The organism is Flavobacterium erigeronis, from assembly GCF_054075165.1.
Genome location: NZ_JBSKGP010000001.1, coordinates 716,047 through 728,246, shown reverse-complemented (window position 1 = coordinate 728,246; position 12,200 = coordinate 716,047). Strand labels below are relative to the sequence as shown.

Sequence of the window (12,200 nt, the reverse complement as noted above, 5' to 3'; positions counted from 1 at the left end):
TTTTTTATTTTCCAAATGAATATGCTGCACCTAACTGAAATACTAAATTATTAGTACTATCGCTATACACATAACGATTAATGTAGGCATCAGTTACTCCTTTTTTCACTCTTGCTTCAATAGCAATATTATTGAAACTATAACCCAAACCACCAACAATACCCAAATCAATATCTTCTCCTTTTGAAAAACTTCCCTCCAAACCTTTAGGATTTGTTTCAAAGTTATCTGAAACTAGTATATCAAAAAAAGGTCCGACCAAGGCGTATATATTTTCATTAAAATTAAATTTATTAATTGTTATTGCAGAAATATATTGTAATGAAGCATTAACATCAGCACTAACAACAGAATTCGTATACATATTGGTTTGTGGATCATAAGTGCTTTCAGTTCCTACGGCTTGATTTCCTTTTCCACCTTGTCTTGAATACGTTAATTCAGGCTGAAGGGTATAAACTCTTCCAAGTTTTAAAGCTCCAAAAGCTCCAATGTAAAAATCTGTTTTGCTGTTTAAATCTGTGTTTGTCAATTTAGAAATATTTATTCCAGCATGTATTCCAGGTTTAAAGGTCACTTGAGCTTGTGTTGTTACAAATGCAAAAAAAGCGAATAAGATTATAGTTAAACTTTGTTTTCTCATTTTATATTTTAATGTTTTTATTTTGTTTTAAAAGAATAGCTAATCCCAATTTGAAAATTAACGTTTGTGTTATAATCTCCAAATAAATAATAATTATTAGAGTCGTTCTGATAATAATCACTGCTCAAAACATCAAGCAATCCTTTTTTAAATCGTGCTTCAAATGTTAGACCTGAAGGAAGCGCATAAGCAACTCCTAAAACCAAACCTAGATCATTTTGCGCTTTTCTAACGGCAAGATTATCATTCAATAAAATATCTAAAGTTGGACCAGCCTGCAGCTGAATTCCTTGTCCAAAAGTAAACTTATTTATTGCCGAAAGCGACAGATAATTTATTTCCAGATCTAAATATTCTACTCTATTGGTCTGCGTATTTTCGTCATAATAATTTCTAGCCACATCATTAGAACCTTGTCTAGTGTAATTGATTTCTGGCTGAAGCGAATAATGCTTCGTTAAATGAATATCTACTAAACCTCCAGCATAAAAATCGGTTCTGTAATTGGCATGCATTTCAGAAATAGTCGAAAAACTAAATCCTGCTCTTAAACCTGGCTTCGCCGTTATTTGGGCTTGTATATTTAAAACGGCAAAAAAAACAGCAACAAAGAAGAATATTCTTTTATTCATTTTTATTTTGTTTTAAATGTATAACGAACTCCAATTTGGAAAACCTGATTTAAAATTACATCATCATAATAATAGTCATTGTCATAATTGTCATAACCGTAAATATCAACTAACCCTTGTTTGATTCTCGCTTCAAAAGTCAGTCCGTTTGGCAATGTGTAGCCAACACCTCCTACGATTGCAAGATCGAAATCTTCAGGATTAGAATTGATGTAATTATCATCCACTTTTAAATCTAAAGACGGACCTGCTAAAACGTGAAAACCGCCACCTTTAAAGTTAAATTTTGCAACAGCTCCAAGTGTTATATAATTCAACTCATATTTTTCAGAATAATAACGGCCATTTTCAAAGTATCTTCCTTCATCACCTTGTCTAGAATAGGTAATCTCTGGCTGAACCGAGAAATATTTATTGAATTTGATGTCCACTAATCCGCCAATATAAAAATCTGTTTTCGAACTATTGTCGTCAATATTCGTTAATGTCGATACATTCAAACCTCCTCTAAGTCCAGGACTAACTCTTACCTGCGCTTCTGTCTGGATTCCGATTAATAACATAATTGCAAGTACAGCAAATTTTCTCATTTTGAATTGATTTAAAGTTTATGGTTAGTTTAATTTTCTATTCTGATTTAAAATAATTTAACTCGATTTTCAGCTTTATATTCTGATGAATTATTTGAATTTTCTCAGCAAAAATATTGTTTTCTGAATTGAAAAACAGCGTAAATTTTTCTTTTGTTTTAGACGAATGAACAATCTTTTCTAGTTTTTGATCTTTTTTGGAGATAAAAATATAATTGTCACGTTTGCCGTCTGCCGATTTATAAATGTCTGCCGATTCCGTTTCAAATTGTTCCTGAATCTGATATTCCTTTTTTAAAAGCAATCTGAAATCTTCTTTCAAAGTATTGATCAATATTTTTCGATCTAGTTCAGACACAATTGAATTGACTTTAAAATCGGTTTCTGAAATTTCAAAATCCATTAATTTATTTCCAAATTCGGTTGTAAAAACAACTCGGTGCGTAGTGTCGTTTATTTTTTTGGCAATAAAAATTCCCGACAATTCATTTCCGTAAACACTGATATTAGTTTTGTAAACATAATCGGTTTTTGAATCTGAGAAATAGGGAACCGTGTAAGACGTTTTGTCTAATTTTTTGGGCGTATAGTTTTTTGTGACCGAACCACAAGAAATTAAAACAACTGCCAGAAAGCAATTAATTAGTAAAAACTGAATCGTCGATTTTTGCATTGATCACTTTATTTTTAAGTACAATTCGAGTATAATCTTCAGAAGATTCCAACAATTTTACCTGAACCACAGTTGCTTCTTCTTTATCAAAAGTCAGTTCGATTTGTTTAATATATTTTTTCAGCGTCGCATCTTTCGGAATAAATTTCGCCAGATTCTGACCTTTCAATTTAAAATACGAAATCGTAAATTCCTTATCGTCAAACATATTTCCGCTCACGCTTCCCACAATTAATTTATTGATTCGCGCAAAGATTTTGCTGTTCCCAATATCAACGGCGCTTTTCTTTCCTTCGTCGTTAATCAGAATTTTGCCGTTTTTGAAAGTAATGCTGTAATTGTATGGTTTTTTATATTGCCATTGAAGTAATGCAGGTTCTTTAAAAATCATTTTTCCCGAAGTCTCAATATCTTTGGATAAAAAATCTAAATGTTTGTACTGAACAAAATCGGTAGTTAAAGTCTTGATTTTTTTTGCCACAACATTTACATCTTCTTTAAATTGTGCAATTTCTGCAGCAGACATTTTTTGTTCCTGAGCAAACAAATTGCCTGAAATAAAAAGAATAAGAAGTGCTATTTTAGTTTTCATATTTTGTTATTTAATTTCCTGCAAGGTTTTCGAAACCTTGTAGGTCTACAATGAACAATACCTATTTTAACACATAGAAACATAGAATTAGTGATCTCAAAAAAGGCGTTTCACTTGCATTAACAAACATAGCTATGTGTGAGAAACGAGTTTCTTTTGATTTACTTTTTCAAATGCATTAAATCTATGTTTCTATGTGTTTAATTTTTTTTATGCATTCCAGTAAAATTACTAGAATTAAAATCCGTTTTAATCAGCGTCTTCGCGAAAGCGAATCCGTGTCATCCGCGTTCAATCTTCATAAGCTTTAAGATTCAAAAGTTCTTCAATCGAAACGACTTGATAATCATTTTGCTGTAAAAATTGCAAAAACTGTTCCAAGACCAAAACAGAGTGAGATCCCGTATCGTGCAAAAGTACGATTCCACCGGGAGAAACGTGTTTTTTAATTCGCTTCAAAATCAATTCTACATTTGTTGTTCCTCCGTCAAGCGAACGAATATTCCATCCAATAACGTTATGTCCGGTTACTTCTAAAGCTCTCCGAATCGAAGGCGTCGTAACTCCATAAGGCGGACGAAAAAAGTTGATTTTTTTGGAAGTGAATTTCTCCAGAAGTTCATCTGTTTTTTGAAGTTCTTCGATTACTTTTTTTGCATTATAAAAATCAAAAAACTTAGAATGTGAGTACGAATGATTTCCAACTAAATGTCCTTCAGAAATTACTTTTTGAAGAATTTCAGGATGCGTTTCAATATTTTTTCCAATACAGAAAAAAGTTGCTTTGGCATTGTATTTTTTTAGAAGTTCCAAAACTTGCAACGTATAAACGCTCGGGCCATCATCAAAAGTCAAAGCAATTTTTTTTTCTTTTTCTAAAGGATTATTACAAAACGCTTTTACATGATAATTGGAAGAAATTCGGGCAGAACCAAAAGCATTGATTCCGATCCAAACTAGAATTATAAGAACAAACCACAGAAAATGAATTGCGTTATAAAGATTCAGAAGAAACAATAAAAGCAATAAAAAGATAAAAAACAGTGATATGTTTTTGTGCGTTATCATTTTGACAGCAGCGTAAAACTATGGTTTTTTCCGTTTAATTGATTGTATAATAAAATCGTTTTGTAAGCAGGTTTTGTAGCCGAATTTACTTTCACAATTTCTGGAATTTCCTGCGTTTTTAAAATTTTAGTTGCCATCCAAAAAGCAAAAGCCGAAGCCGTATCATATTCGCCGCACAAATGTTTGTAATACAAAACAGGAGTTTGAGCAAATGTATTTTCAGCAATATTTTTATAATAATTTTCGAAATTAGCATTTCCGTCAAAACCTAGAATCAAAGCATCAACATCTGAAATTTCCAAATTATTTGATTTTAGAAAAGATTGGATTGCGGTTTCAACTTCATTTTCTTCCAGAGTATTTACAATAGAAATGTCTAAAAGTTCAGCATACGTATTTTCTTTTCTTTCATTTTCTAAAACAAAAAAACTCGCGCCTTCTCCGTAAACTGCTCCACTTGTATTAGAAGTCAGAACATCGTACGGACCCGAATTGTCTTTTTTAATTCGGCCGTTTAGTTTGAAAAGGGCAGTAGTATAATCGCCGTTTTCATCAACTCCACCGACTAAAATAGAATTGGCTTCTTCTTCTTCAATTTGCATTTTCGCATCAATCAAAGCTGATTCAAAAGAAACAGCACCATTCACGTAAGTGAAATTGTAACCTTTACATTGCTGTAAAAGAGCAATCTGAGCACCAACTGTATTGTGAGTCGACTGAATGAAAGAAGTCGGAGTTAAAAATTCTTCATTATTGTCTAAAATACTTTTCAGGAATTTTTCAGAATCTTCAATACAGCCCAAACCAGTTCCGGTAATAATCGCGTCAACGTTTTCTACATTCGCATCTTTCATCGCCAAAGCCGAAGCAACGATTCCGTTTTTTACACCTTTTGCCATGCGTCGGCTGGCAGCTGGCGAAATATATTCTTTGTATGCTGGCGGAACAATTGCCAGTACATTTTCGTCATGATTGACAACAGCTTCTTCTAAAAAAACAGTATCAAATGTTTTTTGAGTCGAAATACAGCCTACTCCATTTATATATGTTTTTTTTGTCATTAGCTTTTTGAAAATATAAGAGTGGAACAATTTCCTCCAAATCCGAAAGAGTTAGAGAGAACATGTTCGATAGTTTTATTTTTTAAAGTAGTCTGGGGTTTCAAATCGAATTCTTCCATCGGAACATCAAAGTTCAAATTTGGATAAACCACATTATTTTGAATGGACAAAACGCTGTAAACGGCTTCAATTGCCGCTGCGGCCGCTAAAGTGTGACCCGTAAAAGGTTTTGTAGAACTGAAATCTGGAACGTTCGAGTCTTCGTAAATTCGCTTCAAAGCGCGTCCTTCAGACAAATCGTTGTTTGGCGTTGCGGTTCCGTGCACGTTGATGTAATCAATTTCAGAAGGTTTTAAACCCGAAACTTCAAACGCTTTTTTCATCGCCAAAAATGCACCATCTCCATTTTCTGAAGAAGCCGTTTGGTGATACGCGTCATTTGCATTTCCGTAACCTGAAACTCTTGCCAGTACTTTTTTGTTTTGTTTCGCAACGATTTCATCCGATTCTAAAACTAAAAATGCGGCTGCTTCTCCAAGATTTAATCCTTTTCTAGTATTGTCAAAAGGTTTGTTATAATCGTCGGATAAAATCATCAAAGTCTTAAATCCGTTGATGGTGAATTTTGCCAAAGCATCGGCACCGCCTACAATTACGCGATCTAATTTTCCCGTTTTGATCAAACGTGCGCCCAACATAATTGAATTCGCAGCAGAAGAACAAGCAGTACTGATCGTTGTAACCATTCCTTTTAAGCTTAATTCTTCAGCAATTTTATCGGCAACATCACCGCCGTCGTGGCAGGTAATATATTTAACCAATTCTGGTTTTTCGAAATAATCGTAATAATGTCTTTCCGTCATATCCATTCCGCCCACGCTTGTAGCAGAGATAAGCCCGGTTCTAAATTCATTTATATTGGTAATGCCAGCATTTTCAACAGCTTGTTTTGCTGCCAAAGTGCCAATCATAGCGGTTCTGGAGAAATTGTTATTCTCGTCGAGCTGCAATTCATTGATGAGTTCTTCGTTGGTTTTTTTGATTTCGCCAACTTTGATTACATCTGCGTGAACAGTAGCTATATTTTGAATACGAGAAATACCGATTTTATTTTCGGTCAGTGAAATGTAATTTTCCTCAACCGAATTACCAATCGCAGAGATAATTCCCATTCCCGTTATTGCAACACCTTTCATCTAATTTTAGATTTATGATTTTAGATTTTAGATTGTTTAGAACTTTGTCAAAGTTTTAAACTTTGACAAAGTTGACAGATTTTTAAAAATTCAGATTTTAAGTTTCGGTAGAAATCTAAAATCTGCAATCTAAAATCTACAATTATTTAGTTCTATTTGCGCTAATGTACGCTGCCATAGTTTCGATAGACTGGAAAATAGCTTTTCCTTCTTTCGGATCTACTAATTTAATTCCGTAGTCTTTATCTAAAATCACGATCAATTCAAGTGCATCAATCGAGTCTAAACCTAAACCGTCTCCAAACAAAGCATCGTTATCAGCAATATCTTCAACTGCGATATCTTCAAGGTTTAAAGTCGTTATGATTTTATTTTTTAATTCTTCTTTTAATGCTTCCATGATTATTTATTGTATAATGTATTGATAGTTTCGTTTTTATATTCTGTGTTTTCTTCCGTTCCGATTACGCAAAGAAAAGCTTTATAACTGTCATTAAAAAATTCTACCCAGCCGCATAAAACGGTATCAGCCTTATTCGTAGTCAGCAAAATATTCGAATAATTCGACATAAATTCGGTGTTAAACGTGTCAAATATAAAGAAAGAATTTTCACTTTTCAGCTGATGGCGGATACTTATTTCGCCCAAACAAATATTTGGGAGTGTATAAACAAAAACCGCCGGACTCGGAAAATAGTTTTCTTTGTCTGAAATAGATTCCTGATATTTTACATCGGTATCCAAACTCGACGATTTATTCGCCAAAACCAAAGCGATATTATTTTCCTGCTCCGTAGAGGTAATCGGACTCAAAAGCAATTCTGATCCTAAAAAAGCCAGTTTGCTCAAAGCATCCATTTTGAAAAACTTTGGATAATGCATTTCAAAATTGCGATAAGCTTGTTTGGCGAAATCTGCAAAATCTGTTGGTTCAATTTTGAATACAGATTTTCCGTTGAGAACAATTTCGTTGTTTTCAATTTGGATATAGGATTGTATGTATGTTTTTTGAGTCATTATTATAGTTTAAACACGAATTTCACAAATTAACACAGATTATTCCAAGCTTAAAAATTACACTAATTAATTCGTGAAAATTAGTGCAATTCGTGTTTTATCTTTTATGAAACCCAAGTATTAATAATTTTACTGATATGCCATTCTCCAGATTTTTTTTCAATTGTAATTTCAAAACCGCTTCCGCTTTTTCCTCCACCTGCAGATGAGCTAGCTTCTAAAATTCCGGATGTTTTAGTTTTATTAAAACGAATTCCGGAAATACTAATTGTCCCTACTGGCAATGAACTTTTGATATCATTTAAATCCCAAGATATTTCGTCTGGAAATTTGGACATATATTGAAAATCATATTTTTTATTGTTTTTGAAAGGTGCTAAATCAAATTTATTATCATTGATACCATTATTTTTCAAAAAACCATATACAGCAATTAGTTTTCTTCTTTTGTCTTTTTTAATGCTATCATGATCATGCCAATACTTTTTTAATATTTTTCCATAACCAACAGTATCACGCTTGCCAGTTTTAAAATCACTATATTTTGGACTAGGAGGAGGCAGCATAATTCTTCTGTCCTTGTGAATAGAATCTGCAATTTCGACAAAAACACTATTTAAAACTTCTTTTTCAAATTCAGATTCAGACATTTCTTTCTTTTTACATCCAAAAGATGAAAGAAGAATTAGAGTTATAAATATGAATTTTGATAGTTTCATTTAAATTAAATCAATTGAACTTTCAAGATTTATTTGAGAGTTGGATTTTTTGAACTTGTAAAATTTCCTTACAAGTTCGATTTTATATTCAACTGTTCGGAAATTCCGAACAGTTCAAATTTTTAGTTCGTGAAAATTAATGCAATTCGTGTTTTACCTTTTCAAAAACCACAGCCGTATTACAACCTCCGAACCCAGAAGCTGTCTTCAAAAAGAAATTAATATTGGCTTCTTGATTTTTCTCAATTACATTAATATTTTCGCTTACACCGATTTCATCAAAACCTTTTGATTCAAAAAGCGTATTTTTATTGGCAGATTCTATCGCAATTACGGTTTCCAATAATCCCGAAGCGCCAAGCGTATGGCCGTAAAATCCTTTTAAACTATTTATTGGAACGTTTTGTAAATCTAAACGAGTTAGAGCAATGGCTTCCATTTCGTCGTTATAAGGCGTTGCGGTTCCGTGCGCTGAAATATAATCTAATTTATTGGCTTCAATTTGTGCTTCTTTTAAAGCATTCTGAATACTTCTAAACAAACCTTCGCCTGTTCTTGACGGACCAGAAATATGATTCGCATCGTTGATCGAACTGTCGCCAAGCACTTTTATTTTAGCGTTTTTGGCTTCCGCCGAAACTAAAACAGCAGCGGTTGCTTCGCCCAAACTTACGCCAGTTCTATTTTTAGAATACGGTTTGCAAGGCGAATCGCTCATTGCTTGAAAAGCGTTAAAACCAGACAAAACAAATTCTGAAACTTCGTCGCCAGCTACGACAAAAATGTGGTCATAAAGTTCCGATTGAATCATTCTTTTTGCAATTGAAACCGCTAAAATTCCTGAAACGCAGGCATTCGAAACTACGATTGGCTGTGTTTGAAATCCGAAGAAATTGGCAACGTTTTTGGCTAAAACATCTAAATGCGCGTTGTTGAAACTTTCTTCAGTATTATTTTGTAAAGCCGTTACGTTTCCTTTTGTGGTAGAAAGTATAAATCCAGTTTTTGAATTTAGTTCAACTCCCGACTTTTTGATAATTGGATCTAAAGCCAGAATCATCAATTTCTCTAAACGCGAATATTTAGTTTCGGAACTAACTTCCCCGAAAGCTTTATTTATATTTTCATCGCTTATAATCGAAGCGTAAAAAGGATTTGGCATCAAAGAAATATCATTATGAAGCTGAATTCCAGAATCGCCACGAAGAATCGCTTCGATGTTGGATTCCACATCAAAACCTAAAGGCGTGATACAATTTGTTTCTGTAATGTATATTTCTTTTGACATTTTAAATCTCGATTCTCCTGCAAGGTTTCCAAAACCTTGTAGGTATTTATTTTTAAGCTCCCGCTCCCGATAGCTATCGGGATTGCAGATTAAGCTGATTTTATTTTTATAAACTGTTGTCTAAAAAGTTTCACGCAGATTTGCTTCGCCTGTTCGCTATCGCTCGGGTTACAGATTTAAGCAGATCAACACAGATTTTACTTTTTACTTTGTGAAAATTCGTGAAATTTGCGGTTAACTTTTGCATTTAGAATTCGCGTCAATTCGTGAAATTCGTGGCAAAAAAACTTTATTTCAACAACCCAACTTTCCTTTTCCATTCCTCATAAAAAGGAGGATTCGTCAACATTAAATTTCCTTCTTTATCTAAAAAAACTTGAACGGTTTCTCCCGTACAGGCAACTTCTCCTTTGTCATCAATAATCTTAAAACGGTAAATCATTTTCGCAGCTGGCGTATCTACAACCGTTGTTTCAATCGTTACAACATCGCCATAACGAAGAGACAATTTATGTTCGCAAGTCGATTTTACAATTGGCGTTGTGTAGCCAGTTTTGGCAATATCCAAGTAAGTCAATCCGTGCTCACGTCCAAATGCTTCTCTTCCATCTTCAAAATAAGTGATATAATTGCCGTGCCAAACAATTCCAAGCGGATCGGTTTCGTTAAAACGAATCCTGATTTCGTGTGAAACGGTTAGATCTGTAGCTTCTTTAAACTGCTCTTTTCTTTTTGTCATAAAATAATGCGATGGAAGTTGTAATAATGAAAAACAAAAATAACAAAGTTATTCTCGGAATGATTTCGACGAAAGAAACGTTTCGAAGCAATACATCGTAAAAAGCTTCTAAACCCCAGTTCATTGGAGAAGATTTTGCAATATACTGCATGATTTTCGGCATTGCAAAAACGGGAACCCAAACGCCTCCAATTGCTGCCAAAATAATCACACTTGTGGCACCAAAAGGAGCAGATTGTTCTTGCGTGCTTGCTACGGTTCCTAATAAAATTCCGAAGCCGATTGCTGCAAAACCTGAAAATAAGGCGACAACACTTGTCAAAAAGAAATGTCCTTCGATATTTAAAGAAGGCAATCCGATTGATGGAAATAAGAAAACGGCAACCGCAACCATCATATAAAACTGAATCATACAAATGATCGAGTAGGTGATGGTTTTTCCGACAATCACAATTAAATTGGAAACGGGATTTGTTCGTAATCGAACGAAAGTTCCCTGTGTTTTTTCTTTTACAATATTGATAGATAATGGAATAACAATAAAAAAGATGGCAAAAAGTGTCCAAGCTGGAACATTATGCTGAACAGAATTCGGGCGAACTTCTTTGTTATTGATTCTCGGAATTATCTCTTTGAAAGTAATGAAGTTTTTTTGTTCAAAATTGATCGTTTCTTCTCCTAATTGTTTTTGAAAAGTAGAATAAATCGATTTGGTTTCAATCTGCGAAATCATTTTGTCGATAGAACTCATAACGGCATTTTTGAAACTCATCTGAACGGCTGGATCAAAATACAGTTTTACTTCTTTTTCTTTAATGACACGCTGAGGTTCTGCAGTTGCAGTACTGTCTGTCAAACCTAAATTGCTGACGATTTTCTCTACATTCTGCTCGACTTTAGTCTGTAAATCAGAACTTAGATTTTCTGGAATTACGATTGCCAGTTGAAATTTTCCTTTGTACACATTTTCTTTGGCAACTTTTTCGGTAATCGGTTGATTGTCAATTTGTGTCACAACAGTAAAATAACTGCTTTTTTCTAAATTTTCGAAAACCGTTTTCGAAACAGCTCCTTTGTCTTTGTCGACCAAAAGAATCTGAATTTTAGAATCGGTTACCGCCTTAAAAGTGCTGTCCTGAATTAAGGTTACGGCAATGACCAAAACCAACGGCATGACAAATAAAATGATAAGTCCGCCTAAATCTCTTTTTAGCAAAAGGAATTCTTTTACTACCGACATCCAAATTTTATATACCATCTCTCAACGCTTTACCGGTTAATGAAATAAAAACATCTTCGAGATTTCGGGCATCTTTTGTAGATTCAATTAATGCCGACGGCGTTGCCTGTGCGTAAATCTGTCCTTGATCTAAAATCGCAATATCAGAACAAAAATCTTCAGCTTCAGCCAAATGGTGAGAAGTATAAATAATCGTTGTTCCGTTTTGGTTTAAAACTTTTAGATAATCGATAATAGCGGTTTTAGAATGCACATCGACACCAACAGTCGGTTCATCCAAAAACAAAACCTTTGGATTATGAAGGATTCCCGCAATCAGGTTTACACGGCGTTTCATTCCGCCTGAAAAAGTCTGAACTTGTTTATCGGCAAATTTCAATAAACCTAAAAGATCCAAAGCTTCGATCACTTTATCTTTTAAATCCGAACCTTTCAAACCGTACATGCTTCCAAAATAAAGCAGATTTTCTCTTGCCGTTAAAGTCGGATATAAAGCATATTCTTGAGGCACAACGCCTATGATTTTTTTAATTTTTGAAGCATGATGCTGATAGTCTAAACCATCAATTGTAAAATGTCCAGAAGTTGGTTTTACCAATCCGCAGAGCATCGAAATTAAAGTGGTTTTTCCAGCGCCGTTTGGTCCTAATAAACCAAAAATCTGGCCTTCATTTATGTTTAGCGAAACGTTGTTCAAAGAATACATTTCTGCATTTTTGTACTGTTTCGAAAGGGATTCTAT

15 protein-coding genes are annotated in these 12,200 nt (G+C 33.9%); all 15 read right to left on the bottom strand.

What is annotated here, in order from left to right; all coding sequences use genetic code 11:
• Positions 1-4: 4 nt before the first annotated feature.
• Positions 5-643 (bottom strand): outer membrane beta-barrel protein, encoded by a 639-nt coding sequence (locus ACWA1F_RS03080; RefSeq protein WP_456891504.1) that lies wholly within the window; start codon positions 641-643, stop codon positions 5-7.
• A gap of 17 nt (positions 644-660) precedes the next feature.
• Positions 661-1,275: an outer membrane beta-barrel protein gene (locus tag ACWA1F_RS03075; RefSeq protein ID WP_456891502.1), complete on the bottom strand. Its 615-nt coding sequence runs from the start codon at positions 1,273-1,275 to the stop codon at positions 661-663.
• A 2-nt stretch (positions 1,276-1,277) separates the two neighbouring features.
• Positions 1,278-1,865, bottom strand: coding sequence for a porin family protein (locus ACWA1F_RS03070; protein WP_306154111.1), 588 nt, complete (start codon positions 1,863-1,865; stop codon positions 1,278-1,280).
• A gap of 37 nt (positions 1,866-1,902) precedes the next feature.
• Positions 1,903-2,538 carry a flexirubin biosynthesis protein LolB2 gene (locus ACWA1F_RS03065; protein ID WP_306154112.1) on the bottom strand — a complete coding sequence of 212 codons (636 nt, stop codon included), beginning with the start codon at positions 2,536-2,538 and terminating at the stop codon, positions 1,903-1,905.
• Positions 2,504-3,130 (bottom strand): flexirubin biosynthesis/transport protein LolA2, encoded by a 627-nt coding sequence (locus ACWA1F_RS03060; RefSeq protein WP_456891499.1) that lies wholly within the window; start codon positions 3,128-3,130, stop codon positions 2,504-2,506. Before ACWA1F_RS03060 ends, ACWA1F_RS03065 begins: the two co-directional genes overlap by 35 nt.
• 291 nt (positions 3,131-3,421) lie before the next feature.
• Positions 3,422-4,198: a polysaccharide deacetylase family protein gene (locus ACWA1F_RS03055; protein ID WP_456891497.1), complete on the bottom strand. Its 777-nt coding sequence runs from the start codon at positions 4,196-4,198 to the stop codon at positions 3,422-3,424.
• Entirely contained in the window at positions 4,195-5,259 is a 1,065-nt protein-coding gene (locus ACWA1F_RS03050) for a beta-ketoacyl synthase N-terminal-like domain-containing protein (protein WP_456891495.1), read from the bottom strand. Before ACWA1F_RS03050 ends, ACWA1F_RS03055 begins: the two co-directional genes overlap by 4 nt.
• On the bottom strand, positions 5,259-6,455 hold the full coding sequence (locus ACWA1F_RS03045) for a beta-ketoacyl-[acyl-carrier-protein] synthase family protein (protein WP_456891493.1): 1,197 nt from the start codon (positions 6,453-6,455) through the stop codon (positions 5,259-5,261). Before ACWA1F_RS03045 ends, ACWA1F_RS03050 begins: the two co-directional genes overlap by 1 nt.
• Before the next feature lie 142 nt (positions 6,456-6,597).
• The gene (locus ACWA1F_RS03040; protein ID WP_306154122.1) at positions 6,598-6,855 is read right to left on the bottom strand and encodes a phosphopantetheine-binding protein; all 258 of its coding nucleotides are present in this window, start codon (positions 6,853-6,855) and stop codon (positions 6,598-6,600) included.
• Between the two features lie 2 nt (positions 6,856-6,857).
• Positions 6,858-7,472 carry a 3-oxoacyl-ACP synthase gene (locus tag ACWA1F_RS03035; RefSeq protein ID WP_456891491.1) on the bottom strand — a complete coding sequence of 205 codons (615 nt, stop codon included), beginning with the start codon at positions 7,470-7,472 and terminating at the stop codon, positions 6,858-6,860.
• 104 nt (positions 7,473-7,576) lie between these two features.
• Positions 7,577-8,122 carry a hypothetical protein gene (locus ACWA1F_RS03030; RefSeq protein WP_456891489.1) on the bottom strand — a complete coding sequence of 182 codons (546 nt, stop codon included), beginning with the start codon at positions 8,120-8,122 and terminating at the stop codon, positions 7,577-7,579.
• A 205-nt stretch (positions 8,123-8,327) separates the two neighbouring features.
• Positions 8,328-9,479 carry a beta-ketoacyl-[acyl-carrier-protein] synthase family protein gene (locus ACWA1F_RS03025; protein ID WP_456891487.1) on the bottom strand — a complete coding sequence of 384 codons (1,152 nt, stop codon included), beginning with the start codon at positions 9,477-9,479 and terminating at the stop codon, positions 8,328-8,330.
• 289 nt (positions 9,480-9,768) lie between these two features.
• Entirely contained in the window at positions 9,769-10,218 is a 450-nt protein-coding gene (locus tag ACWA1F_RS03020; protein WP_456891485.1) for an acyl-CoA thioesterase, read from the bottom strand.
• Entirely contained in the window at positions 10,193-11,476 is a 1,284-nt protein-coding gene (locus ACWA1F_RS03015) for an ABC transporter permease (protein WP_456891483.1), read from the bottom strand. Before ACWA1F_RS03015 ends, ACWA1F_RS03020 begins: the two co-directional genes overlap by 26 nt.
• Positions 11,466-12,164, bottom strand: coding sequence for an ABC transporter ATP-binding protein (locus ACWA1F_RS03010; RefSeq protein WP_456891481.1), 699 nt, complete (start codon positions 12,162-12,164; stop codon positions 11,466-11,468). The genes ACWA1F_RS03015 and ACWA1F_RS03010 overlap by 11 nt, the downstream gene beginning before the upstream one ends.
• Positions 12,165-12,200 lie beyond the last annotated feature (36 nt).